The following is a 25456-nucleotide window of genomic DNA, read 5'->3' on the forward strand; positions in this document are numbered from 1 at the left end:
CTCCGGCGCTCAGGCGCGCGCCTGGCTGGGTTCGGGGGGCAGCACGGGCTGGTCGACGGTGCGCGCCATGGCGAAGGTCTTCCACATGTTCACCGCCATCAGCGCCATGCCCGTCAGCACCAGCAGTCCGCCGCCCAGGCGCACCAGGTAGTAGGGGTAGGTGACGTTGAGCGCCTCCACGAAGCTGTAGGTCAGCGTCCCGTCGTCGTTGGTGGCGCGCCACATCAGCCCCTGCATGACGCCGGCGATCCACATCGAGACGATGTAGAGCACCACGCCCAGGGTGTGGATCCAGAAGTGCAGGTCGATCCAGCGCGTGGAGTACATCGCGCTCTGGCCCACCAGGCGCGGCACCAGCGCGTAGATCGAGCCGATCGAGATCATCGCCACCCAGCCCAGCGCGCCGGCGTGCACGTGGCCGACGGTCCAGTCGGTGTAGTGGCTCAGCGAGTTGACCGTCTTGATCGACATCATCGGACCCTCGAAGGTCGCGATCATGTAGAAGCTCAGCGAGACGATCAGGAACTTGAGGATCGGGTCGGTGCGCAGCTTGTGCCACACGCCCGACAGCGTGAGGATGCCGTTGATGGCGCCGCCCCAGCTCGGCGCCAGCAGGATCAGCGAGAACACCATGCCCACCGACTGCGCCCAGTCGGGCAGGGCGGTGTACTGAAGGTGGTGCGGGCCGGCCCACATGTACACGGCGATCAGCGCCCAGAAGTGCACGATCGACAGACGGTAGGAGTACACCGGCCGCCCGGCCTGCTTGGGAACGAAGTAGTACATCATCCCCAGGAACCCGGCGGTCAGGAAGAAGCCGACCGCGTTGTGGCCGTACCACCACTGCACCATGGCATCCACGGCGCCGGTGTAGACCTGGTACGACTTGCCCATGTCCACTGGCAGCGCCAAGTTGTTGACCACGTGCAGCAGCGCGATGGTGATGATGTAGGCGCCGTAGAACCAGTTGGCCACGTAGATGTGCTTGACCCGGCGCTTGGCGATGGTGCCGAAGAACAGCCACGCGTAGGCCAGCCAGACGATGGTGATCAGGATGTCGATCGGCCACTCGAGCTCGGCATATTCCTTGCTCTGGGTGATGCCCAGCGGCAGCGTGATGGCCGCGGCCACGATCACCGCCTGCCAACCCCAGAACACGAACGACGCGAGCTTGTCGGAGATCAGCCGCACGTGGCAGGTGCGCTGCACGACATGCAGGCTGGTGGCGAACAGCGCGCTGCCGCCGAAGGCGAAGATCACCGCGTTGGTGTGCAGCGGGCGCAGGCGGCCGTAGCTGAGCCACGGGATGCCCTCGCCCAGCGTCGGCCAGTACAGCTGGGCGGCGATGAACGCGCCGACCGCCATGCCGACGATGCCCCAGACCACGGTGGCCACGGCGAACTGCCGGACCACCTTGTCGTTGTAGAAACCGTCGAGCGCGCCGGATGCAGGCACGCCGCGGGCTTCGGCCACGGTGGCCGATTGTTGGAGGGTCATGGAGTTGCCCCGAATGAGCTTGCGGTATTGTCGGTGGAGGGAGTGCAGTTTTCTTTGACTTGGGTCAAGTCACTTCTCCGGGTTTCGTGAGCGGGAGGCCGGATTGCCTTGCAGGAAGCCGGTCTGGCGCGAGGCGCCGGGTAGGCCCGTCATGGGGCCGGGATGGCTCCCGTATACCTATTCAGGTCCGACCGCCTTGCGTACTGCCGCCAGAAACTCGGGGTCGGGCTGGCTGCCCATCTGCTCGGTCCGTGCCAGCACCCGCCCGTCCTTGTCCAGCAGCACTAGGGCGCTGGTGTGGTTGAACTCGCCGTCGGCCAGTTCACGGTAGCGGATGCCCAACACGCCGGCCACGGCGCGCACCTGGGCGCGCTGCGGGCTGGCAAGGGTCCAGCGGGTGCCGTCGAGGCGCCGCTTCTCCACCACCGAGCGCAGCGCGGCAGGCGTGTCGGTCTCCGGGTCCATGCTGATCAGCAAGATGCCCAGGCGCTGGCGCTGTTTGGGCCCGAGCTCGCGCTCCACGGCCTTGCCCGCGTCCACGATCAAGGGGCAGATGTACTGGCACGAGGTGTAGAACATTGACACCAGCTGGGGCTTGCCCCGGTGTGCCGACCACGGCTCGCGCCGACCTTCATGCGTGGTCAGCGCGAGGTCCAATTGGTAGACCGAGTCGCGCGGCAGGGCAGTGGCGGCCGCGGGCTGGGCCGATACAAGACCCGGGTGGCCCGATACGAGCCACGCGCACATCAGGAGCAGGGAAAGGCGACGTGTCATGGCAGGGTCCGGGCGCAGCGAAAGCCGAGGTTGGCCGTGGTGTCGGCGGCGTTGAGCGAGGACAGCATCGCCACGCGCATCAACACCGCGTAGTTGTCCCGGTCGTCCATCGACAGCGCACCCGCGCCGCAGAAGCGGGCGTTGTCCGGGTCGCCCTGGTTGCGGTTGTCGGCATCGACCAGCAGCGAGGAGAAGTCGTCCGTCCATTCCCAGACCAGGCCGTGCAGGTCCTGCACGCCATAGGCGTTGGGGGTTTGCAGGCCTGCCCTGGGCAAGGCGGTGTTGGACGGCCGCGAGTACCAGGCCAGGATGCGCTCGCGCCAGACCGGGTCCTTACGTGCGTCGCGCCGGGTCTCGTCTGCCGCGGCGGCGTACTCCCATTCGTTCCACGTCGGCAGTCGCGCGCCTTGCGCCTCGCAATAGGCCGAGGCCGCGAACCAGCTGACCTGCACCACCGGTTGGGCGGGCGCTGCATCTGCGCCCAGCTCGGTGGGGCCTGCCCAGTGCGACAGGTAGCGCGGCTCGGCCATGACCGTTGGCGCGCGGTCGCGCCGCCACTGCGGATTGGACTTCACGAACGCGAGGAACTGCGCGTTGGTCACCGGCTGCTTCATCAGCGCGAAGGGCGCCACGCGCACGTTGCCGGCGACGTCCTCGTAGTCCAGCGCGCTGCGGAAGCTGCCACCGGGCAGCTTCACGTAGCCGCCGCCCGCCGCACCCTGGCCTGCCGCGGGCAGGACCAGGGCCAGGCTCAGGGCCAGCGCGATGACGTGCAGTCCGCGCACATCAGTGTCCGGCGGAGGCGTTGGCCGGTTTGGCCTTGCGGATTTCGGCCGCCTCGGCCTTGGTCACCCGGCCACCCGGATTGCCCCAGCTGTTGAGCACGTAGGTCGAGATGTTGGCGACCTCGTCGTCGGTCAGCTGGCTCATCGGCGGCATGATCGAGTTGTAGTCCACGCCGTTGACCGTCACCGGCCCCTGCAGGCCGTGCAGGATCACGCGCGGCAGCGACTTCGGGTCGGCGGCGATGTAGTCGGACTTGGCCAGCGGCGGGAACACGCCTTCCATGCCCTCGCCATTGGGCTGGTGGCAGGTGGAGCACGTGCCCAGGAACAGGGCCTCGCCGGCCTTGACCTGCTGCTCCACGGTGAGATCACCGGTGCTGGCCGACTCGGCCGCCTTGGCGACGGCTTCCATGTTGGGCTGCGCGCGATCGCCGATGTAGACCGCGTCGACCTCCAGGCCGGAGTAGATCTCCTTGTTCTCCGGGCCGCTGGCCTGGAGGATGCCCAGCGCACCCTTGTTGAAGGCGCGGAACAGGCTGTGGTCGACCAGCACGTAGCTGCCGGGCACTTCCATGTGGAACTCCATCATGGCCGCGCCGCCGGACGGGATCAGGGTGGTCTGCACGTTTTCCTGGTACTTGGTGCCGCCCTCGTACCAGACCTTGTCGAAGATCTCGCCGATCACGTGGAAGCTGGAGACGAGGTTGGGTCCGCCGTTGCCCACGTACAGGCGCACGTTCTCGCCGGTATTGGCCGTCAGCACCTTGTCGCCGGTCAGCGAGCCTTCGGCGCCGTTGAACAGCACGTACGTCGGGTTCTCGTCGATGGCCTTTTCCATGTCGAAGCCCTGCAGGCCCTTCTCGCGGTACTTGCCCGTCGTATAGAAATCGCCCTGCATGACGTAGTACTCGCGGTCGACGGGAGGCAGGCCCTCCGGCGGCTCGACCAGGATCAGGCCGTACATGCCGTTGGCCACGTGCATGCCCACCGGCGCGGTGGCGCAGTGGTAAACGTACAGGCCGGCGTTGAGGGCCTTGAAACTGAAACGCGTGACATGGCCGGGCGCGGTGAAGCTCGACGTCGCGCCGCCACCGGGACCGGTTACGCCATGCAGGTCGATGTTGTGGGGCATCTTGCTGTCGGGCATGTTGCGCAGGTGGAACTCGACCGTGTCGCCCTGGCGCACGCGGATGAAGCTGCCTGGCACGGTGCCGCCGAAGGTCCAGAAGGTGTAGTCCACACCTTCGGAGATCGGCATGACCTTCTCGACCACGTCCAGCTCGACGATGACCTTGGCCGGGTAGTCGCGCCCGGTGGGCGGCGGCACCAGCGGCGGGCTGGTCAGGACGGCCTCGACCGGTTGGCCTTGAGGTGGGCCGAAGTCGCCCTTGCGCGAACCGCCGGTTTCGCCGTCGGTAGCCTCGGCACGCGGCGTGTCAGCGGAATCGGCATTGTTGTCACGGTCGCAGGCCGAAAGCAGCAGCGCGGCCATGGCGGCAAAAGCCATGAGTCGGGTGGCACGGAACATGTGAATCCCCTTTGTGATCCCGGATACGTGAATGCGCAGGCGGGCGCAGGCCCAACCATACTCCCGGCGGCCACTGGCGCAATGATCCGAATCAAATTATCCAAGCCTGGCTGCAAGCTGGTCCCTGGCGGACGTGGACTTCGGAAGCGCTCGGGGGCGGCAAGCGGATCGGGGAACCAGCACCCCTGCACGAGGGTTGGGCGAGATCGCACGGTTGCCAGCTGACGGTTCGATCAGCGGGGCCCCGGTCCACTAATAACCGTGATCGGCCCAGGATTCACCAGCGTCTATATACGCACCGGTATGGAGGCGCCGGTTGACCCTCGTCATGTGCGAACGCCTCGCGTTGGGTAAATTTGTCGCTTTCGACTTGCAGGGTGATGCGTGATGGGTGAAGTGGATCGACCTAATTCGTTCGATTACGAACAACTGCTGGCATGCGGCCGTGGCGAGATGTTCGGCCCCGGCAATGCGCGGCTGCCGTTGCCGCCGATGCTGATGTTCGATCGCATCACCGAGATTTCGACCCAGGGCGGTGCGCACGGCAAGGGCGTGGTCCGCGCCGAGCTCGATATCCGCCCGGACCTCTGGTTCTTTGACTGCCACTTCCAGGGCGACCCGGTAATGCCTGGCTGCCTGGGCGTGGATGCGATGTGGCAGTTGTGTGGCTTCTACCTGCCGTGGCTGGGTGCGCCGGGGCGCGGCCGGGCGCTGGGCGTGGGGCAGGTGAAGTTCACCGGGCAGGTGCTGCCCGACGCGAAGCTGGTCAGTTACGAGATCGATATTCGCCGCGTGATGCGCGGCAAGCTGGAACTGGTGATCGCCGACGGGCGCACGCTCGTGGACGGTCGCGAGATCTACACCGCAAGCGACCTTCGAGTGGGACTGTTCACCTCTACGGAGGGCTTCTGAGATGGGCGTTCAAGCAGGCCGGCGAGTCGTCGTAACCGGCATGGGCCTGGTCTCGTGCCTGGGCAATGACCGCGGGAGCGTTACCGAATCACTGCGCGCAGGCCGCTCGGGGATCACCTTCGTTCCCGAATACGCCGAGCTGGGCCTGCGCAGCCACGTGGCGGGTGCGCCGAAGATCGACCTGGCCGAGCAGATCGACCGCAAGCTCAAGCGCTTCATGGGCGATGCCGCCGGCTACGCTTATGTCGCCATGCGCGATGCCATCGCCGATGCCGGCCTGGACGAAGAGCAGGTGCGGAGCACCCGCACCGGACTGATCGCCGGGTCCGGCGGCGGTTCGCCGCAGTGGCAGACCGAGACCGCCGACCTGCTGCGCAACAAAGGTGTGCGCAAGGTCGGCCCGTACATGGTGCCGCGCACGATGGGGTCCACGGTGTCGGCGGCGTTGTCCACCGCGTTCGGCATCCGCGGCCTGAGCTATTCGATCTCGGCCGCGTGCGCCACCTCGGCGCACTGCATCGGCGCGGCGGCCGACCTGATCCGACTGGGCCGCAAGGATGTGATGTTCGCAGGCGGGGGCGAGGAGCTGCACTGGGCCATGACCGCCCAGTTCGATGCGATGGGCGCGCTGTCGAGCAAGCACAACGACACGCCGGCAACGGCCTCGCGTCCCTACGACGTGGACCGCGACGGGTTCGTCATCGCAGGAGGCGGCGGCATGCTGGTGCTGGAGGACTACGAGCGCGCGAAGGCCCGTGGCGCCGACATCATTGCCGAGCTGGTCGGCTATGGCGTGACGTCCGATGGCGTCGACATGGTCGCGCCGTCCGGCGAAGGCGCGGTGCGCTGCATGAAGATGGCGCTCGAGGGGCTTGACGGTAACCGCGTCGGAGCCATCGACTACCTCAACACCCACGGCACCTCGACGCCGGTGGGCGATGTGGTCGAACTGGCGGCGGTGCGCGAGGTCTTCGGGCAGGAGGTGCCGCCGCTCTCGTCGACCAAGGCGCTGTCGGGCCATTCGCTCGGCGCGGCCAGCGTGCACGAGGCGATCTACTGCCTGTTGATGATGCAGGGCGGCTTCGCGGCCGGCTCGGCCAACATCGAGGTGCTGGACCCGAAGGCCGAGGGCTTCCCGATCCTTCGCGAGAGCCGCGAGATGCAACTGGGGACGGTCATGTCCAACAGCTTCGGCTTCGGCGGCACCAACGCAACGCTGGTGTTCTCGGCAGTCTGAGCCCGGGAACGGGTGCGGCGGGTGGCATTGGATCGCCCGCCGTGCCGTTGACCTGGATCAGGGGCCGGCGCCCGGTGGGCGGCTAGCATCGTGTCCACGCCACGCCACGCCACGTCGACCGACCCGGAGCAGCCATGCAAGCATCCACCCGAACCTGCCTGTGGCTACTGGTGCTTTGCCCGGCCCTTGCGATGGCCGCGCCCGAGCAGGACAAGCAACCGCAGACGGGGCGGGGCGCGCACCCGCATGCCGCCCATGTTGCCCCGTTGGCGCATGGGTCAGCGTCTCATTCCAACGTGGCAGGCCGCCGCTTCGAAGTCGACGCGCCACTGAAACAGGGGATGCGCCGCATGGCAGCGATCGTGGACGCCCTCGACCACGGGCGCCATAGCCACCTTGGTCCTGCGCAGGTAAAAAAACTGGCGCAAAGCGTTAACGACGCTGCTGCCTCGATGTTCGCCCAGTGCGAGCTCGCGCCCGAGCCCGATGCGGCCCTGCACCAACTGCTTGCCCGGTTGATGGCCGGGGCGAACGCGCTGGATGCCAACCCCTCCGACCTCGCGCCACTGGATGCGATGGAGATGGCGGTCGCGGACTACACGCGGCTCTTCGACGATCCCGACTTCCCGCGTTGAAGGCGGCTCCTGCGTGCGCCCTGCGCAATCACGACGTTCGAGCGCGAACCGGGGTCAGGGCTCGTGCCATTCGCCGCTGCCGAGCGTCGCTCGCAACGCCGCCTCGGCGCCGGACGCATCCAGTCCCCGCTGTGCCAGCCACGCCTGGTCGTAGAGCGTGCGGTCGTAGCGCTCGCCCGGGTCGCAGAGCAGGCTGACGATGCTGCCGGTCTTGCCCTGCGCACGCATGCGCGTAGCCAGCCGCAGGCAACCGACGAGGTTCGTGCCCGATGAGCCGCCATAGCGCCTGCCGAGGTGTTCCTCCAGCAGCCGCATGCCGGCGATGGACGCTTTGTCCGGGACGTCGACGACCTCGTCCACCACGTCGAAGAGGAAGCCCGGTTCCACCCGCGGACGGCCGATACCTTCAATCACCGTCGACGAGCTGCAGGTGGCCGCACGGTCACGTTCTCGCCAGCCGTGAATGAACGCGCTGCCCTGAGGATCGGCGACACACAGGCCGGTCCGCAGGCTGCGGTAGCGCAGGTAGCGACCGATCGTGGCCGAGGTGCCGCCAGTGCCCGCGCCGCAGACGATCCATGTGGGCTCGGGGTGCGGTTCACCGGCAAGCTGGCCGATGATGGACTCGGCGATGTTGTTGTTGCCGCGCCAGTCGGTGGCGCGCTCGGCCAGGCCGAACTGGTCCAGGTGGCAGGCCCCCTGTGCGGCATGCCAGGCGGCGCGCTCGTACACCTGTGCGGGATCCTCCACCAGATCACAATGGCCCCCGAGTGCCTGCACGTCCGCGATCTTGCGCGGGGCGGTACAGGCCGGCATCACCGCGGTGAACTGCAGCCCCAGCAGGCGCGCGAACCAGGCCTCGGAGATCGCGGTGCTGCCGGAGGACGCGTCGACCACTGGCTGGCCCGGCCGCAGTCGGCCGTTGCACAACGCGTACAGGTACAGGGAACGCGCGAGCCGGTGCTTGAGGCTGCCGGTCGGGTGGGCGGCCTCGTCCTTGAAGTAGAAATCGATCCCCGGGAAACCCGGGAACGTCAGTTTCAACAGGTGGGTGTCGGCCGATCGCGCGGCCTCCTGCCGCAGGTGCGCGAGCGACTGCGCGATCCACCCGCGCAGGTCCTGCGCCGCGGCGGCAGGGGGCGGGGTCACGTTCGGTTCGCCAGCAGGCCGCGGATGCGCCTGCCCAGGTACGCCAGGTACCGGTCGATGTAGCTGATGCCGTTGGCGTGGTCGACCAGGTAGGGGTTCATCAGCGTGTGGCGCAGGATGACGAGCCGGTCGTTGTCGTTGGCCCCGTCCGGATCCAGCGTCGCGGGATCGATCCCGATCGAGCCCAGGATGCGCCGCATTTCCACGTCGCCCACCGCATCGGGTCGGAGGGTGGTCATGGAGCCGAAGAACTGCTTGAGCTGGAGGGGCTGGCCGGGATCGCAGCGCAGGTCGTCGTGGATGCGGCGCACGAAGGCATTCGCGGTGGCCAGATCGGTGTTGCCGCACGGATTGATCGCCAGGCACACGAGGTTGCTGTCGGGCGCGAAGGGCACCACCACGCGTGCCACCCCGTCCAGTTCGCGGGCCAGTCGCCAGGCGGCCTCGTGCAGCGCTTCGGCCGCCAGCACCGTCTGCGCGGGCAGCCGCCCGAAGTTGAGGTGGTCCAGCGGCAACACCTGGTGGGTGACGTACACGGCTGCTGCGGCCGCGCCGGATTTGGATCCCTCCGGTACGAACTGGCCCAGCTGCCGGTAGCGCGACAGGTAGTTGGCAGCCACATCCGGCCCGGCAGCGCCCTCGCGGAACACGTAGTCGGCGGCTTCCGCCAGCAGCGCCGTCGCACGATGGTCCCGGCAGATGAAAGCGCCGGCGCCGTAGGGCAGGTAGCCCAGCTTGTGCGGGTCGACGGTGACCGAGTCGGTGCGGCCCAGCGCGGCGAAGGCGGCGTGGACCTCCGGCAGCGGGAAGCGCGCGAACCCGCCGCGCACCTCGTCCAGGGCACGCAGGCTGCCGTCGGGATTGCGGAACAGCGTGGCCAGGTATCCGCCCCATGCGCCGTCGACGTGCACGCTGAAGCCCAGCCCGCGTTGCTGCGCCCGGTCGCGGGCATCGACCACGGCATCGACCGGATCGATCGTGCCGTACTCGGTCGTGCCCAGTACCGCCACGGCCATGAGCACGGGTTGGCGCTCGCGCTCGCAGCATTGGAGCGTCGCCTCCAGTGCGTCGGCATCCAGCCGCATGCCGCGCTCGGGCAGCAGCTCCAGCTGGGCCCGGCCCAGGCCCATCAGCTTCAGGCCCTTGCTCCACGAATAATGGGCGGTGATGGGCGCCAGCACCTTGGGGACCTTCAGGTCCGCATGCCGGGCGAAGAAGCCGGCCATGCCCAGGTGCTCGATGCGCTGCACCTGCACGGCTTCGCGCCAGCGGCGCCGCTCGCGCGGCGACTGCTGCGCCAGCCAGTCCTGCCATTGCACGAGCAGTGCGGTGGCCGCATCGGGTCCGGTGTTGAACGCGGCCCAGTCGTCGGCAGGCAGTTCCAGGTCGGGCACGGCGGCGCTGCGCAGCGCGACGGGAAAGGCCTTCAGCGCCAGCGCCAGGCGCAACGCCTGGTAGTTGGCCACGGTGCCGCCGGAAGTCAGGTGCCCGAAGGCGCAGTGCGGCTGCGCGGGGTCGCTGGGGTAGCCCAGCATCCGTGCCAGCTGCAGCCCCACCTTGACCTCCAGGTCGATGGTGACGGGGGCGGCGTCCTCGCTGACGTTGTTGGGGTTGTAGGGCAGGGTGAGCATCTGCGCCGCCAACCCGGGCAGCAGCAGGTCCGAAGCCATGTGCCCGATGTAGCGTGGGCTGTGGAAGGGCACCGATCGCTTCAGCGATGCCGACAGCTGGTGGAGCTCGCGGCGCAGCCGTGCCTCGAAGGCTTGGTAGCCGGGTTGCTGGGCGGCGTTGGTGGGGATCGCCGGTGGATCCTCGGGGTGGAAGTTGCGGCGCCAGTAGACGTGGTCGCGCAGGAACTCCACCACCAGCTTCTCAAGCAGGGTGTCGTTCTCCCCGTAGGGGCCCAGGAACAGGGCATCGAGGAAGCCGCGGTCCGCGTCCGTCGCGACGTGGGGCAGCGCTGCCGACGGGGTGCCGGCTGCGGTGGGTTCAGCCGAGAAGGCCATTGAAGATTCCCAGTGGATGGTGCGCGCGGGCGATGGTGTAGACCATGGCGAAGGTGGCCAGGGCGGCGGCGTAGAAGCCGGCGCGCGTGCGCGTGGTACGGCCGCGACGCAGCGCGAACACGCCCAGTACGACGTACAGCACGATCAGCGCGATCTTCGTCGCCAGCCACCCGTTGGCGAACATGCCGCCCGGGAGGATCGTCAGCAGCATTAGGGCCGCCGTAAGCAGCGTGGTGTCGATGCCGTAGCTGGTCCAGCGCACCACGCTCCACTGCGGCCAGCGCATGCCCGCCAGCGACGCCGCGCCGCGCAGGGCGAACAGCAGGCCGCTGGCGACGGCGGTCATGATGTGTACGTGCTTGATCTGCGGATAGAACTCGATCACGGGCCGGTTCCTTTGCGGGCGCTGTGCGGTGGACGTCGATCAGCCGGGGCGGCCATCGATGCGGGGTGTCAGGTAGATGCGGCCGATGCGCGCGACCCAGGGCGCGAACGCCAGCAGCCAGCCGATCGCGGCCACCGCCTGCCACGCCGCGCCGTCGGGTGCGATTTCCACGGCCACGCGGGTGACGGCCACCAGCTGGATGGCGACGAACGCGAACCATGCCGCCGGCGACATCACGAGGGCGCGGCCCGAGTGTCCCTGGGTCACGCGCGTCACCATCGCCACCAGCACGCTGCCGAAGAAGCCGATGAACAGCGCGTGCGCCGGTCCCCGGCCCAGCCAATACACGCCGGTCAGCTCGTAGGCAAAGCTTTGGCCGACGTACAGCGCGAGCGCGATGGGCAGCCACGCCATGCCGATGAAAAGCACGGCCAGGATCCCCGGCTTGGGCCCGCGCGGCCACCAGCGCCACAGCATGAGCGTGGTCAGGGCCAGCAGCGGCACGTCAACCAGCCATAGCCAGCCATAGGCGTGGAAGAGTTCCAGCACCAGATGCGCCAGGCTCAGTGGCCAGAAGGCCGCCAGCAGCCAGAGCGGCCGCCATTGCGGGTAGTGGGTCACCACGCGGCTGGCGAAGAAGGGGAACATGCGGTGGGCGACCGTCACGTAGACGGGAAGCAGCAGGCCGAAGGTGCCGATCTTGATGCTGGCGAACGCCCACAGCGGGTTGGCACCCAGCACGAACGCGGACCAGGCCAGCACGCCGAGCAGTCCCAGGCTCAAGGCAAGGAAGCACGAGCGCGCGTGCCACGTCGCACCCTCTTCGCGCCACAGCAGCGGGGCGAGCGTCAGCAGGCCGGCCAGCCAGCCGCCGATCGTCATCAACAGGCCCACCGTGATGCCCGCATCCCAGCCCATCGCGCCCAGCAGCGTGGCCAGCTGGCCACCGAACAGCCCCAGACCCACGGGCACATAGCGCCAGCGCTCGAACTCGGGCTGCCCCATCCACTTGGGAAAGGTGGTGAGCAGGAAGCCGAAGAAGAAGCTCGGCAGCATCTGGTACTGCATGACGAAGGCGTGCAGCCACCCGGCGAACTGCGTCGGCTGCGGCATCGCGAAAATCGCCCAGCGCGTCGACGCCAGCCACGCCGCCCACCAGGCCATGGCCAGCAGCAGGTTGGTGGCGCCGATGAAGAACATCAGGCGGTGCGGCGCGCGGCCCAGCGCAGCTGGAGACAAGCCCGGGGTGGAGTTTCGGCGTGTGGTGTCCATGGCTGCAGGATGCCCAATCCATCCTGGCGCGGCATTGATCCAGATCACGCGGGGCCGGCCGGTGGAGCACGCCGCACACCACACCGCACACCAGACAACAAAAAAAGGGGCGGCCCGTGGGCCGCCCCTTGTCGTCCTTCGGTCTCCCCGTTAGCCGGCTTCCACTTCGGCCCCGTGCAACGACGGCTCTTCCAGCTTCGGCCGCACCCACAGTCGCACCATGAAGTAGATCAGTGCGAGCGCGCCCACGCTGAAGATCGTGTCGCCCGGTACACGCATCCACACCAGCAGGTCGACGATCGGCTTCTGCATGAACTCGGCCGAGCGGGCATACCAGTAGCCGTGTTCGATGGCCGCCAGCAGCTGCATCGTGCCCAGTGGCAACAGCGTCAGCACCGCCATGAGGGCCAGGCCGACGTTGAGCGACCAGAAGCTCAGGCGCAGCGCCTTCTCGTTCCAGACCTGGTTGGGCCGGATGCCGCGTACGCAGAACAGCACCAGCGCGATGCCGAGCATGCCGTACACGCCGAACAGCGCGGTGTGGCCATGCAGCGGCGTGAGGTTCAGGCCCTGCATGTAGTACAGCGACAGCGGCGGGTTGATGAGGAAGCCGAACAGGCCTGCACCCACCAGGTTCCAGAACGACACGGCCAGGAAGAAGAAGATCGGCCAGCGGTAGCGTTGCATCCACGGCGTGGCCTTGCCCAGCCGGTACGTGTGGTAGGCCTCAAAGCCGATGTAGGCCAGCGGCACCACCTCCAGCGCGCTGAAGCTCGCGCCCAGGGCGATGACGGCGGTCGGGCTGCCGACGAAGTACAGGTGATGCAGGGTGCCCAGCACGCCACCGGTCATGAACACGATCGTGGCGAACAGCACCGCGACCGAGGCCGTGGAGGCGCGCAGCAGGCCCAGGCGGGTGAAGATCAGCGCCATCACCGCGGTGGCGAACACCTCGAAGAAGCCTTCCACCCACAGGTGCACCAGCCACCAGCGCCAGTACTCGACGATGGAAATGTGGGTGTGCTCGCGCCACATGAGACCTGCGGCGAAGAACACGCCGATGGCAACGGTGGAAAGGAACAGCAGTCCAACGATCGCCTTGGTGTCGGTCTTCGGACCCGTCAGTACGGGCCACAACGAACGGCCCACCATCGTCAGCCACAGCAGCAGGCCGATGAAGAGGAACCACTGCCAGAACCGGCCGATGTCGGCGTACTCCCAGCCCTGGTGTCCGAACCAGAAGTTGTTGGGGATGCCCAGCTTCTGCATCACCGCGAACCACTGGCCGGCGAACGCACCGACAACGATGACGACAAGGCACGCGAACAGGACGTTGACACCCAGGCGCTGGAAACGTGGCTCATGGCCCGAGATGGCGGGGCCGATGTACAGACCCGTTCCCAGCCATGCCACCGCGATCCACAGAACCGCAAGCTGGGTGTGCCAAGAGCGTGTGATCGAATAGGGCAGCACATCCGAAAGCGCGTACCCGTAGGCTTCCTGGCCCTCAACCTGGTAGTGCGCCGTCATCGCGCCGAACAGGATCTGCACCAGGAACAGCGCCAGTACGAGCCAGAAATACTTGGCCGTGGCGCGCATGGAGGGCGTCACCTTCAACGCGGCCAGGGGGTCGCGGTCGGGAATGCGATGGCCGTCGTCGTGGCCGTGCGTCACCGCGTGGTGCCAGCCCAGCAGGGCGATACCGGCGATGAGGAACAGCACGCTGAAGGCCGACCACACCCAGGTGCTGGGCGGCGGCGTGTTGCCCACCAGCGGCTCGCCCGGCCAGTTGTTGGTGTAGGTGACGCGCTTTTCCTGTACGCCCGGCCGGTCGGGCGCGAGGGTCTCATCGGCGCCCATGTGGCGTTCGGTGGTGGCGGCCCATGCCGTCCACCAGAAGAACGACGCCAGCGTGCGGCGATGCTCGGCATCGGGCACGGTGTTGTTCTTCATCGCATACGCTTCGCGCAGCTCGGCGGTCGCCGGGTCGTTGCCGAACAGGCTCTGGTAATGCGCCGAGACGTTGGAGATCGCCACCACCCGGTCCATGTCCAGCGTGATCGTGCCGGTGGCCGGGTCGTAGGTGTTCTCCCGCATCATCTCCTGCAGGCGGCCCTGCAAGGCTGCGCGTTCGCCCGCCGGGAGCTGGTCGTAGGTCGCCATGCCGCCATCGGCCCGCGCCCACATATTGAGGATCTCGACCGCCTCGCGATGGAGCCAGTCCGCACTCCAGTCAGGGGCGACGTACGCGCCGTGTCCCCAGATCGATCCGAGCTGCATGCCGCCGATCGATTGCCAGACCTGGCGACCGCGCTCCATGTCCGCGCGCGTGTAGATGACCGTACCGTCCTCGGCCACCACTCGTTCGGGCATCGGCGGTTTGTTCTGGTTGATCTTGCTGCCGGACCACAGCAGCACGCTGAACGATGCGATGAGCAGGGCCGCCAGGCCCCACCAAAGCCGTCTTGTGTTCCCCATTGGGTCTTCTCCTCAGATGACTGATGCATGCTCGCGGATGAAGCCTCCGACCGCGTTGACTCAGGTCAAGCGGTGCCGGCCGAGTATGCCAACGCATCTCGTTCAGTCCACCCAAGGGAAGTCGCAGTGCCGTGATGCGCGTCGCAGCCGCACGCATCGACCGTACGTTCGGCGATCAGGCGCGCAGCACCGGCTCAGCCAGTTCTTCGAGCTTCGCCCGCTCGAGCAGTTCCAGCTCGCGCCTGTCCACGGCCAGCAACCCGTCCTTCTGGAACCGGCGCAGCACGCGGCTTACGGTTTCAGGGGCCAGGCGTAGGTAGTTGGCGATGTCGGTGCGCGCCATCGTCAGCTGGAAACGGTTGGGCGAGAAGCCGCGCGCGGCCAGGCGACGCGCCAGCCCGATGAGGAAGGCGGCCATGCGCTGGTCGGCGGTCCAATCTCCGGCCAGTAGCGCTGCCCGGCCAATGTCACGGCTGAGCAGTCGGAACAGGTGCCTCTGCAGCCCCGGCAGCCGGGTCGCCAGCACGGCGATCTTGGGGAACGAGAATCGGCACAGCATGGCCGTATCCAGTGCCACCGCATTGCAGGGGTAGGTCTCGCCATCGATCGCGTCCAGGCCGATCACTTCGCCGGGCAGGTAGAACCCCAGCACGTGTTCGCGGCCATCGCGGTCGATGATGTAGGTCTTGACCGTGCCGGCCCGCACCGCGGCAATGGCCTCGAACGGATCGCCTACGCGGAAGATGTGGTCGCCCGCATGGAACGGACCGATGTGCTCGACCAGTACGTGCAGGTCCATCAGCGAGCGCTTGTCCATCCCCTCGGCCATGCAGGCCTGGGAGAACGCGCACGTCGAGCAGAACGAAAATGCGTCGCCATCGTCCGACAGCGTGCGTGCGTCCTGCCGCGGAAACGCGGTCGGGTTCATGCAGGCCTCCACGACGCGATCAGATCGCGCGGGAGAAGCGGGACGCCATGGGGACGGGGGCGGGGTCGAGGTATCGGTCGAAGCACATCGCTATGTTACGCAGCAACAGCCGTCCGCGCGACGTCGCCACGATCCGCCTCTCCTCCACCCGCACCAGGCCGTCTTCCACCAGCGGGAACAGGCGGTCCAGCGCGTCGGAGAAGTACTCCGCGAAATCGATCGCGTAGCGGCGTTCCAGCGCATCGATCGGGATCACGCCCTGGCACATCAGGCTCTGGATCAGGTCGGCGCGCAGTTGGTCGTCCTCGCTGAGCGCCATCCCGCGGAACACCGGCAGCCGCCCCTCGTCCAGCGCGATCTGCCAGCTGGGCAGGTCGCGGGGGTTCTGGCTGAAGGTATCGCCGATGTGGCTGATCGCGCTCACCCCCAGGCCCACCAGGTCGGTGTCGGCGTGGGTGGTGTAGCCCATGAAGTTGCGGTGCAGCCCGCCGCGCGCCTGGGCGGTGGCGAGGTCGTCATCGGGCAGCGCGAAGTGGTCCATGCCGATGTAGACGTAACCGGCAGCGGTGAGTTTCTCGATGGCCATCTGCAGCAACGCCACCTTGGTTTCCGGCGCCGGCAGGTCGGCCTCTTCGATCTGCCGCTGCGGCTTGAACATGGCCGGTAGGTGCGCGTAGCTGTAGACGGCCAGGCGGTCCGGCCGCGCCTGGACCACGGTGTCCAGCGTCTTGGAGAACCCGTCCAGGTTCTGCTTGGGCAGGCCGTAGATCAGGTCGACGTTGACCGAGCGGAAGCCGTGCTGGCGGCATGCCTCGATGATCGCGACCGTCTCTTCGACGCTCTGGATGCGGTTCACGGCCTGCTGCACCACCGGGTCGAAATCCTGCACCCCGAGGCTGGCCCGGTTGAAGCCGATCGCGGCCAGCTCGCCCACGTCCGCCGGCGTGATGAAGCGCGGGTCGAGCTCGATGGACAGGTCGCGTTCGCGCGATTCGGAGAAATGGAAGTGGCTGCGCAGGGTTTCCACGACCTCGGCCAGCTGCGCCGGGGACAGGAAGTTGGGCGTTCCGCCACCGAAATGCAGCTGGATCACTTCCCGGTCGCGGTCGAACAGCTCGGCCATCATGGCGATCTCGCGGTACAGGCGGACCAGGTAGGTCTCGCCGCGGGCGAGGTCGCGCGTGATGATGCGGTTGCAGCCGCAGTAGAAGCATGGGCTCATGCAGAACGGCACGTGCACGTACAGCGAGAGCCGTCGCGGGATGGGGTCGCCGTTGCTCGCCGCGACGGTCTCACGCAGCTCGTGCTCGCCGAACCCGGAGTGGAACTGGGGGGCCGTCGGGTACGAGGTGTAGCGCGGACCGGGGCGGTCGTAGCGTCGCAACAGGCCCGGATCGAATTGTGCGGTGGCGATCATGGGACGCAGGCTAGGCGGCCGCTGACCGCGGTGCCTTGATCTCGGTCAAAGCCGGCCGTGGCACGCAGGACCCGCGACACCCGTAGAAGGGCAGGAACGCGGAAAGGCAGGAACGCGGCTTGACCTGTGTCAGGGACGCATCGCCCGCATGAATGGAGGATGCCGCGACTCCGCATGGAACATGGCAATGAGCGTCCTGCCCGCACTGTTGATACTGGCCACCGCCGCCCTGCCGGCCGCCCGGGCGCAACCCGGTACCGCGACGGATACGCAGCCCGTCACGTGGGACGCGGCGCTGCGCCTGCGGCATGAGCACGTGGATGACGATGCATTTAGCCAGCCCGCCGATGCCACGACGTTGCGACTGAGGGTGGGGCTGGGTGCGCGCTTCGCGCCGGGGTGGGAGGCCTACGCACAGGGGGAGGCCACCGCTGCGCTGCACGACGCCTACAACAGCACAGCCAACGGCAAGGGCACGTTGCCCGTCGTGGCCGATCCGCAATCGGCGGAGCTTAACCAGGCGTGGCTCGCGTGGACCGGCAATCGCGGCCACATGAGGGCGGGGCGCCAACGGGTGGTGCTCGACAACCAGCGCTGGGTCGGCCCCAGTGCATGGCGCCAGAACGAGCAGACGTTCGACGCGGTCGCGGGACGTTGGCAGGCCACGCCGGCCATGAGCGTGGCCTACGCATGGCTGGACCGCGTGCATCGGGTGAATACCCGGCAGGCGCTGGATCCGCTCGCGCGCGACCGTGCGCTCGACAGCCACGTCGCGGAAATCGAGCACAAGCGCGGCGATCGGCGTGCCGGCGCATACCTCGTGCTGCACCGGGACCTCGACCAGCCCGGCGCGTCGACGCGTACGTACGGTGCGCGCTGGGCAGTGGACCGCATCCGCGAAGGCGCCGGCTGGAAGATGGCCCTTGATGTAGCGCGGCAGGACGAGCACGGCGACAACCCCGGCGACTTCTCACACGCGTACTGGAGGATCGAGCCTGCGATCGCGAGCCGGGGCCTGACGGTCGGCGCGGGATGGGAGCACCTGGGCGGCGACGGGCGGCACGCGCTGCAGGCACCGCTGGGGACGCTGCACGCGTTCAATGGCTGGGCCGACATGTTCCTGGTCACCCCCGCGGGTGGCCTGGACGACCGGTTCGCATCGGTGGGCGGCCGGTTCCCGCAGCAGCTTGGCGCGCACGCGCCCACGTGGGTCCTGGCCTACCACGACTACCGCGCAGACACCGGTGGCGGCTACGGCCGCGAAGTCGATGCCTCCGTTTCGGTGCCCGTGTCGCCCTTCACGTCGGTCCTGCTGAAGCTTGCCGATTACCAGAGCCGCGGTTTCCGGAGCGACACGTGGAAAATGTGGCTGCAATTGGAATGGAGCCGATGAGAATCGTTCGCAATTGACCTGGATCAGGGGACGGGGTGGAAGCGCGTGGTCCACTGGCCATCAACCTTCAGGAGCGACCCGATGAACGACTGCGATTGCATGGAACTGATGCTGGACAACGCGACCGGCGTGCTCGAAGCGATGGACGCGGCCGGCGTCGGCTGCGCCTGCCCCGACGCGGGGCAGTCGTGCGACGAAGGCTGCGCCTGCCAGTAAATGGGAGCCTTTCCCGTGACCGCCCTTCCGTCCACCCGCTCGTTGGATCTTCGCGAGCTTTCGGCGCCTGAACCCCTCATCCGCGCGCTGGATGCGGCGCGCCGCTTGCAGCCGGGAGAGGCACTCGAGGTGTACACCCCGCTCGTGCCCGGACCGTTGCTGGAACTGCTGGGCGAGGAGGGGGTGCACGCGAGCGTGACGCGGCTGGACGAGGGCGGCGCATGCGTGCGGGTGCACCGTCCTCCTCTCACGCCCTGCGATTAGTGGCGAGGATCAGCATCGAACAGGCGCCGTCCCCACACGTGCCCCTGCGCTTCATCGTGACCGCCCCCGCATGGGGCGTGCTGGCCGGTGTCCTGCTGGCATGGGCGGGAGACTCGCTGCTGCTGACCCGCTGGGCGCCCGGCACGCTTGTGCTGGTGCACGCCCTTGCGCTCGGGGTCCTAGGCAACGTCATGCTCGGCAGCCTCATGCAGTTCCTGCCAGCCGCAGCCGGGGTCACGCCCTGGGGCGGAAACCGGGCCGCGTTCGTCCTGCATGCGGTGTTCAACGTCGGCACGGCGATGCTGCTGGCGGGATTCTGGTGGAGCGCGCCACGGCTGCTGGGCGCGGCCGCAGGCCTGCTCGTCGGCGCGTTCCTCCTGCTCGCCGCGATGACGCTGCCGGGCCTGCTGCGCGTGGCCACGCAACGCCTGCTGACGCGCGGAATCGCGCTGGCGGTCGCGTGCGGGGTCGTGGCGTCGGCCCTGGGTGCGCGCATGGCGCTGGGCCTGGCCGGGTACGCGGACTGGGGCCTGCCGCAGCAGCCATGGGCCGACGTCCACGCCGCCTGGGCGTTGCTGGGTTGGGTGGGCATCCTCCTGGCCAGCGTCTCGCAGGTGGTCATGCCGATGTTCCAGGGCACGCGACCGATTCGCTCGGGGTGGCTGGTCGCGTGGCTGCTCATGGTGGTCCTTGCGTTGCTGGGGGCGACGCTGCAGGCCGCGCGCGACGCAGGTGAGGAGCTGCGCTGGACGGTCGCGCTGGCTGCCCTTGCTTTCACGCTGGAGGCGATGTGGCGGCAGCGCGGTCGTTCCCGGCGGACCGATGCGCCGCTGGTGATGGCGTGGCGGGTAGGCCTCGCGGCAGTGGCCAGCGGGGCAGTGGCGCTGCTGTGGGGCGCACCTGCAACGGTGTCGGGTGCACTCGTGCTGGGGCTTGGGCTGCCCATGCTGCTCGTCGGCATGCTGCTCGAGATCGTCGCGTTCCTGGGCTGGATCACGCTGCGCCGGACGGTGCCGCGGGGCACGCGCGTGCCCGGCGTCAATCGGTTGCTTGGCGACGGCGGGAAGAAGGTCGCGATCGCCGGCGTCTGCCTCTCGGGCGTGCTGGTGGTGGCGGCCTCGGCATGGCCCACGCCACTGCTGGCGCATGCGGCAGGCGTGGCGACGGCGGCAGCCTATTGCGTCCTTTTACTGGTGCTGGCCCGGGTGGCCCGGCGCAGCAGTACCGGCGTCTGAAATTGCCCGGGCGCGGCGGCGCTGCGGTGGCATCGGGAAACGATCACGCAGGCGATCCGCACGGCGCGTCATCGGTGTCAGCGCACGCCACTTCGCAGCGGTCGCGTCCCAGTGCCTTGGCGCGATAGAGGGCGGCATCGGCGCGCGCGAGCAGTTCGCCCACGGTCTCGGGTGGGCGCAGGCAGGCCAGCCCGACGCTGGCGGTGACCCGCAGGGTGTCGCCCGGCGCGGGAATCGCGAGAGCACCGATGTGCTCGCGTATCCGCTCCATTACCGCAACCGCCTGCTCCGGTTCCGTCCCCGGCAGGATGACCAGGAACTCCTCGCCCCCGAACCGTGCCGCCAGGTCGATGGCCCGCACCTGTTCCTGGAGTGCGCCGGCCACCATTACCAGCGTCAGGTCCCCCACTGCGTGGCCCCAAGTGTCGTTCACGCGCTTGAAGTGGTCCAGGTCGATCATGGCCACGGTGAGCGGCTCCCGGCGGCGGATCGCGCGGGCCCGCTCGGACTGCAGGCGATCCTCGGCAAAACGCCGGTTGGCCAGGCCGGTGAGGCCATCGGTAGAGGCATCGCGCTGGGCACCCAGCAGATCCACCAGCAGGCGGACCTGCATGTGGCCGCCCCACGCCGCAAGGCCGAGGATGAGCACGAACAGCCAGGCATCGTTTGCGAAGGCGTGGTCGAGCGTCCGGGTACCCGCCAGAAGGGGGGCACACAGGAGCGCCGCCGGTGCCAGGCCAAGCAGCAGGCTGCGTCCCCAGGTCAGCGGGAATATCGCCAGCTGCGCGGCAATGACGAACGGGAACAGGCCATACCCCAGGCTGAGCCCGGCCTTACCCGGGGCGAGCAGGTATTGGAGCAGCCCGAATCCGAGCGTTTGCAACCCGATGAAGCCCGCCATGGCCGCTTGCATCGAAGGTCGCTCGCGCAGCTTCGAGATTGCCAGCAGTGCAGCGGCGAGCGCGACGCGCACCGGGGCTGCGCGCGCGGCGGTCGCGGCGTCGAGGCCGGCCACGTCCACGCCTATCCAGGCCACGCACAGGACGGCGACGATCCGTGCCAGCTGCGCCAGGCGCGAGCGGACCACGGCGGCCTGTTGGAGCTGGCACGCGGCCGGCACTGCGTGCGCGCGGGCCAGGACGACGCCGAGCTGCTTCCAGCGCGTGGTCACGCGGGTTTCCGTCGGAACATTGATGGCGATACGCCCACCCAGCCCACGTGGCGGCTCTCGACACGGCGTGATGCCGGCCGTCGCTGGCCTGCGCTCCCGAGGGTTGCGTGCAGTGGCTGGGTCACCGGAGTTTTCCAGCCGACGTCGGCCGTCAGCCCGAGCAGCCGCCGCAGCAGATCGAGGGCACGCGCTCTATGTGGTCGGCGACGAGCGGCAAGCCCAGGCCATGCATCAGCGATACGAGTTCGTGCGGCTCGACGGTGGCCGAGACCCGGATGATCGAAGTGCCAGGCTGGATGTCGGCGACGGCGGCCGGGTCCAACGCGCGCAGCGCGTCCTCGATTGAGTCGATGCCGGGCAGTGGACCGTTGGCGTTGATGCGGAATTCCATGCCTCGCTCCGCGGGTTGACGGCGTGCCGCCGGCCGCTGTCCCGCGGCTGTCGTCCAGGAAGGGACGCGGGGGCGGGGCACGCACATTGTTCACCAGCGGACGCCCCGGCTCCCTGATCTGGATCAGTTTGTGTGCACGGGGCGCGGTATGTGCGGGGATGCCTTCCGCATGGCGCCGCGTTCGCGGTGCCATGCGCGGTCGTCGTCCGGGAAGGCATCAGAAGCGGAAGTCGGCCTTCATCCACAGGTTGCGGCCGGGCTCCTTGATGCGGGTCGCATCGGCCGGGAACCCGAAATCGGCGCTGCCGGCCAGGTTGAGGTGTTCGCTGTAGGTCCGGTCCAGCAGGTTGTCCACGCCGACGGTGACCTGGGCATGTTCGTTGAACCGGTAGGCGGCATTGAGCGCCAGTACGGCGAAGCCTGCGCTGGGTCCGATGTCGCGGCCGGTGACATTGCCCTGTCCGATCGAAACGCGGTCCTGGTGCGCCGCGGCCCTGACCAGCCCGCCGAACGTCCATTGGTCGCGTGCGTAGCTCGCCGACAGCCGGGCTTCCAGCGGAGGCATCTGCGGCAGCGGCCTATCGTCGGTGCGGTTCTGGCCCCACGACCATGCCAGCGAGCCTTCCAGCTTGAGCGCCGGCGTCGCCTCAACCTCGATACCGGCTTCCGCACCATGGATGCGCGCGTCCACGTTGCGCGCCCGCGTCGTGGGGGCCATGCCCGAGGCCATCGGATAATCGAGGAGGACATAGTCGGCGATGCGCCCGGCATAGGCCGACACCCAGGTCTTGGCGCGGTCGCCACGGTGCTCAAGGCCGATATCGAGCTGGGTAGTGCGCTCGGGCTGGATGCCCGCGAAGGCGTTGGGCGCGCCGGCCGGTCCCATGGTGGGCGAGAACAGCTCCCAGTAGTCGGGCATGCGCTGGACATGGCCGAGGCCTGCGAACCACTGGACCTGGCCGGCGGTGTCTTCCCACCGCACGAATCCGGCCGGCAGCGTTTCACGGCGTGCCTGCCGGAAGGTGGGGTTGGGCATCGGCATCATGCCGCGCGACATCGGTCGCTGGTCCACCGCCGTTGCGCGGTCGAGGCGTGCACCAGCAATGAGCCGTGCGTCGTCATCGTGGTGCCACGTCACCTCCGCGAATCCGCCAATGCTGCGCAGGCGTGCATCCTCCAGCCATGGCCGGGCCAGGTACGCGCCGCGGCCGGCGGCCGAGCGCTGGCGGTGGGTGCTGTCCTGCCCGTCGACGCCGACCGTCCACTGGAACGATCCGGTGTCGGCGTCCATCACGATGCGGCCGCCCTGGCTGGTGCGCGATACGTTTGACGCCATCGGCATGGGCATCGGGCCTGCGGGGTTGGGCGCGCGAAGGGTGTAGTTGTCCATCACGTGGTCGACGGTATTGCGGTAGAGGCGCGCCTCCACGGTGCCCAGGTCGCCCGGCAGATCGCGGTGCTCGACACGCAGGTGCGTGCTCTCGCGGTCGAACTGGCTGCCATCCATGGCACGACCCGCGTAACGGGCCTGGCCGTCGCCGCGGCCTACGCCGGCCTGCACCAGCAATGCATCAGTCGGTGTCCAGCCCACTGCTGCATCTGCATTCCACTTGTCCCATGCAGATGGGACCCGGCGGCCGTCACCGTCGCGGTAGTCGTCCGCGCGGGACTGGTTGGCGCTGATGCGGGCAAACCCCCGCGACGCACCCGCGCTCACGTCCAGCGCCTGGTCGCGGCGGCCGAAGGAGCCGACGAGTGCGCTCCCGCTACCTTCCATCCCGGGCTCGGGAAAGTAGGGCGCTTCGCGCTCGAACCGCACGGTGCCCGCCGAGGCGCCCGGGCCCCACAGGACGGTTTGCGGTCCCTTGACCACGACCAGGCGGTCGAAGGTTTCGGGCGCGACGTAGGACATCGCGTTGTCCATGCGCGAGGGGCACGCGCCATGCGTGGCGCCTTCCCCCGCGAGCAGGTTGAGGCGCGAGCCGAACATGCCGCGCAGCACGGGGTCGGAATTGGTGCCGCCATTGCGCACCGCGTTGAAGCCCGGGATCGTCCGCAGGTAGTCGCTGCCGTCGCTGGCCGGGACCGGTTGGCGGGGCAGGCGGGGGTCGGTCTCGAAGGTCAGCGCGCTCGAGGGTGCGACGCCATACACGACGACGGTTTGGATCTGGACGGGGTCGGCCGTCGGGGCCTCGGCGGCAGTCGCGGCGAGGGCGCCGGGCGCCGCCAGCAGCGCGCCGATCATGGCGGCAAGCGGGGCGACCCGTGGAAGCTGTACGACAGAAGGGGACATGGTGGTGCTCCGGATTCCGGCACGAACGGGGCTATCCCGCCGTTCGGCGGTGTGCAGATAGGGGGTTCAGGGCGATGCGGCGCGGGGCGTCATGCCCGGCGAGGCGGCCCGCGTGATCCCAGTCCACACGGGTAGCCGCGCGTTGGCAGTACCCCGGGTTTCCATGCCGGCGCGACCGGCAGCACCAGCACCGCGTCATGCAACGATGCGCCACGCGAATGCACCAGATCGGGCGAAGACAACGCCAGGCACGCCTGGCACTCGCATTCCTGTGCGGCGCTGTCGACCGCACCGTCCTCGCCTGCATGGCGGTCGACGGATGCGACGTGCGCATGGCCCGGCGGCATGGCGTTTGCCGCGGATGCATGGGTCGGTGCGGGGGTGTCCAGGCCGCCATGGGCCGCGCATTGCAGGGCGTGCCGATATGAGGCGGCTGCCAGCGCCGGTTGCAGGACCGCTGCCCAGACCACCAGCCAGGTGACCAGCTTGAATCGGCGGTGGCGCATCCCATGGAGCATAGGTCGACATTATTCATGCGCTTGCTTGAAACGCCTTGCTTCAAGTCAAGCCGCCGTCGACTTGCGTGCGTCAATCCAATGCACACGGGTTCGGGCGACACGCCACCGACGTCGGTGCGTCGGGGGCGCTGGATACGCGTACAGGGGGAAGCGTCCAGGCCGACCGCAACGGCGGCGCGTCCTTGGCTAATCGCAAAACCATGCGGTCCGGGTAACGATCTGCGTGGTGTTCGATTGCCGGTCTCTGCGCACTGCAGGTGCGCGCGTCACTCGACAGGCAATTGCAGGATCCGTCCCGTGGCGTCGGTCAACACCCGAAGGCGGGCCTTGCCGTAGTAGAAGGTGAAGCGGTAGGTGCCCGAGTCCTCGCCGGTGCCGCGCTCGCAGAGCGTGGTGATCCGGCGGGTTTCCATCAGCTCGCGGAAACGCTCGAGCGGCAGGTCCAGGCCCTGTGCAATGGGAGCGGCACTGACTTCAATCGGTGACGTGGGCATCGGACTGTCGGGCTGGCTGCACGCCGCAGCCAGCCGGGTTCATCGCCTTGCAGCCAGGCTCAGGAGCAGCCGCCGCAGCAATCGCTGCCGGCGCCGCTGTGCGGCGCGGCCGCGCTGGCCGCGTAGCCTGCCGCGCTCAACGCGTCGATGGCTTGCTGTTGCGTGATACCGCCCTCGATGCGCACGCGGCTCTCGGCGATATCCACGGTCACGTCGGCGTCGCCATCCACGGCGTGGATCGCCTTCTCGATGGCAGGGGGGCACTTGTCGCAGGTGATGTTTTCCACGTCGAGCAACATGGCGGGACTTCCTCTTGTTCAACCCGGGATCGGGAGCCGCAGCATCGCCCAGGCACGGCGCGCGGCCCTTGATGTGGGTCAGGTGCAACGCGGATGCAGCAGGACGTAACGTTGCGTGCCACGTACCACTTCGCAGGTGCGCGCATGGCACGCGGGCTGCGGAACGGAAACGGGCGGCC

Annotated in this window: 24 protein-coding genes; 7 read left to right on the plus strand and 17 right to left on the minus strand. The window is 68.4% G+C overall.

Translation table 11 applies throughout. The features are described 5' to 3' along the window. Positions 1 to 9: 9 nt before the first annotated feature. From ccoN to nirK, 4 genes are all read right to left on the minus strand, one after another. Entirely contained in the window at positions 10 to 1497 is a 1488-nt protein-coding gene (gene ccoN / locus K6753_RS10665; protein WP_223676417.1) for a cytochrome-c oxidase, cbb3-type subunit I, read from the minus strand. Between the two features lie 177 nt (positions 1498 to 1674). Continuing rightward, positions 1675 to 2271, minus strand: coding sequence for an SCO family protein (locus K6753_RS10670; protein WP_223676418.1), 597 nt, complete (start codon positions 2269 to 2271; stop codon positions 1675 to 1677). Continuing rightward, on the minus strand, positions 2268 to 3056 hold the full coding sequence (locus tag K6753_RS10675) for a formylglycine-generating enzyme family protein (protein ID WP_223676419.1): 789 nt from the start codon (positions 3054 to 3056) through the stop codon (positions 2268 to 2270). The genes K6753_RS10670 and K6753_RS10675 overlap by 4 nt, the downstream gene beginning before the upstream one ends. A 1-nt stretch (position 3057) precedes the next feature. Further along, the gene (gene nirK / locus K6753_RS10680; protein WP_223676420.1) at positions 3058 to 4584 is read right to left on the minus strand and encodes a copper-containing nitrite reductase; all 1527 of its coding nucleotides are present in this window, start codon (positions 4582 to 4584) and stop codon (positions 3058 to 3060) included. Between the two features lie 387 nt (positions 4585 to 4971). Here nirK and fabA point away from each other — a divergent pair, with 387 nt between their 5' ends. The 3 genes from fabA to K6753_RS10695 all read left to right on the plus strand — a co-directional run bounded on the left by fabA (position 4972) and on the right by K6753_RS10695 (position 7368). Next, the gene (gene fabA / locus K6753_RS10685) at positions 4972 to 5496 is read left to right on the plus strand and encodes a 3-hydroxyacyl-[acyl-carrier-protein] dehydratase FabA (protein WP_255591642.1); all 525 of its coding nucleotides are present in this window, start codon (positions 4972 to 4974) and stop codon (positions 5494 to 5496) included. A gap of 1 nt (position 5497) precedes the next feature. Continuing rightward, entirely contained in the window at positions 5498 to 6733 is a 1236-nt protein-coding gene (gene fabB, locus K6753_RS10690; RefSeq protein WP_223676421.1) for a beta-ketoacyl-ACP synthase I, read from the plus strand. Between the two features lie 134 nt (positions 6734 to 6867). Next, on the plus strand, positions 6868 to 7368 hold the full coding sequence (locus K6753_RS10695; protein WP_223676422.1) for a DnrO protein: 501 nt from the start codon (positions 6868 to 6870) through the stop codon (positions 7366 to 7368). Between the two features lie 54 nt (positions 7369 to 7422). Here the strand turns inward: K6753_RS10695 and K6753_RS10700 are convergent, their stop codons facing one another. From K6753_RS10700 to hemN, 7 genes are all read right to left on the minus strand, one after another. Next, the gene (locus K6753_RS10700) at positions 7423 to 8517 is read right to left on the minus strand and encodes a PLP-dependent cysteine synthase family protein (RefSeq protein WP_319936667.1); all 1095 of its coding nucleotides are present in this window, start codon (positions 8515 to 8517) and stop codon (positions 7423 to 7425) included. Next, the gene (locus K6753_RS10705; RefSeq protein ID WP_223676423.1) at positions 8514 to 10523 is read right to left on the minus strand and encodes a pyridoxal phosphate-dependent decarboxylase family protein; all 2010 of its coding nucleotides are present in this window, start codon (positions 10521 to 10523) and stop codon (positions 8514 to 8516) included. The genes K6753_RS10700 and K6753_RS10705 overlap by 4 nt, the downstream gene beginning before the upstream one ends. After that, the gene (locus K6753_RS10710; RefSeq protein ID WP_223676424.1) at positions 10507 to 10908 is read right to left on the minus strand and encodes a SirB2 family protein; all 402 of its coding nucleotides are present in this window, start codon (positions 10906 to 10908) and stop codon (positions 10507 to 10509) included. The genes K6753_RS10705 and K6753_RS10710 overlap by 17 nt, the downstream gene beginning before the upstream one ends. 39 nt (positions 10909 to 10947) lie before the next feature. Next, positions 10948 to 12180 (minus strand): NnrS family protein, encoded by a 1233-nt coding sequence (locus tag K6753_RS10715; RefSeq protein WP_223676425.1) that lies wholly within the window; start codon positions 12178 to 12180, stop codon positions 10948 to 10950. Between the two features lie 150 nt (positions 12181 to 12330). Beyond that, complete coding sequence (locus tag K6753_RS10720) at positions 12331 to 14658, minus strand: nitric-oxide reductase large subunit (protein ID WP_223676426.1); 2328 nt, start codon at positions 14656 to 14658, stop codon at positions 12331 to 12333. A 175-nt stretch (positions 14659 to 14833) separates the two neighbouring features. Beyond that, the gene (locus tag K6753_RS10725) at positions 14834 to 15586 is read right to left on the minus strand and encodes a helix-turn-helix domain-containing protein (protein ID WP_223676427.1); all 753 of its coding nucleotides are present in this window, start codon (positions 15584 to 15586) and stop codon (positions 14834 to 14836) included. A gap of 19 nt (positions 15587 to 15605) precedes the next feature. Further along, positions 15606 to 17003, minus strand: a complete 1398-nt coding sequence (gene hemN, locus K6753_RS10730) for an oxygen-independent coproporphyrinogen III oxidase (RefSeq protein WP_223676428.1) — start codon at positions 17001 to 17003, stop codon at positions 15606 to 15608. Between the two features lie 187 nt (positions 17004 to 17190). Between hemN and K6753_RS10735 the strand changes: the two genes are divergently transcribed. From K6753_RS10735 to K6753_RS10745, 4 genes are all read left to right on the plus strand, one after another. After that, positions 17191 to 18396: an alginate export family protein gene (locus tag K6753_RS10735; protein ID WP_223676429.1), complete on the plus strand. Its 1206-nt coding sequence runs from the start codon at positions 17191 to 17193 to the stop codon at positions 18394 to 18396. Positions 18397 to 18477: 81 nt separating this feature from the next. Then, positions 18478 to 18612, plus strand: a complete 135-nt coding sequence (locus tag K6753_RS14695) for a hypothetical protein (RefSeq protein WP_255591643.1) — start codon at positions 18478 to 18480, stop codon at positions 18610 to 18612. Positions 18613 to 18627: 15 nt separating this feature from the next. Beyond that, on the plus strand, positions 18628 to 18876 hold the full coding sequence (locus K6753_RS10740; protein WP_223676430.1) for a DUF2249 domain-containing protein: 249 nt from the start codon (positions 18628 to 18630) through the stop codon (positions 18874 to 18876). Between the two features lie 38 nt (positions 18877 to 18914). Then, positions 18915 to 20111 carry a hypothetical protein gene (locus K6753_RS10745; protein ID WP_223676431.1) on the plus strand — a complete coding sequence of 399 codons (1197 nt, stop codon included), beginning with the start codon at positions 18915 to 18917 and terminating at the stop codon, positions 20109 to 20111. A gap of 43 nt (positions 20112 to 20154) precedes the next feature. Here K6753_RS10745 and K6753_RS14780 read toward each other — a convergent pair whose 3' ends face one another. The 6 genes from K6753_RS14780 to K6753_RS10775 form a co-directional block, all read right to left on the minus strand. Then, positions 20155 to 21282: a diguanylate cyclase gene (locus K6753_RS14780; RefSeq protein WP_223676432.1), complete on the minus strand. Its 1128-nt coding sequence runs from the start codon at positions 21280 to 21282 to the stop codon at positions 20155 to 20157. Between the two features lie 151 nt (positions 21283 to 21433). Continuing rightward, on the minus strand, positions 21434 to 21673 hold the full coding sequence (locus K6753_RS10755) for a hypothetical protein (protein WP_223676433.1): 240 nt from the start codon (positions 21671 to 21673) through the stop codon (positions 21434 to 21436). Between the two features lie 217 nt (positions 21674 to 21890). Continuing rightward, positions 21891 to 23966: a TonB-dependent copper receptor gene (locus tag K6753_RS10760; RefSeq protein ID WP_223676434.1), complete on the minus strand. Its 2076-nt coding sequence runs from the start codon at positions 23964 to 23966 to the stop codon at positions 21891 to 21893. Positions 23967 to 24055: 89 nt separating this feature from the next. Next, on the minus strand, positions 24056 to 24472 hold the full coding sequence (locus tag K6753_RS10765; RefSeq protein ID WP_223676435.1) for a hypothetical protein: 417 nt from the start codon (positions 24470 to 24472) through the stop codon (positions 24056 to 24058). Between the two features lie 278 nt (positions 24473 to 24750). Next, entirely contained in the window at positions 24751 to 24978 is a 228-nt protein-coding gene (locus K6753_RS10770) for a DUF6522 family protein (protein WP_223676436.1), read from the minus strand. Positions 24979 to 25037: 59 nt separating this feature from the next. Continuing rightward, positions 25038 to 25277, minus strand: coding sequence for a heavy-metal-associated domain-containing protein (locus K6753_RS10775; RefSeq protein ID WP_223676437.1), 240 nt, complete (start codon positions 25275 to 25277; stop codon positions 25038 to 25040). Positions 25278 to 25456: the final 179 nt, after the last annotated feature.

This window comes from Novilysobacter selenitireducens (assembly GCF_020026895.1).
GTDB classification, from domain to species: domain Bacteria; phylum Pseudomonadota; class Gammaproteobacteria; order Xanthomonadales; family Xanthomonadaceae; genus Lysobacter_C; species Lysobacter_C selenitireducens.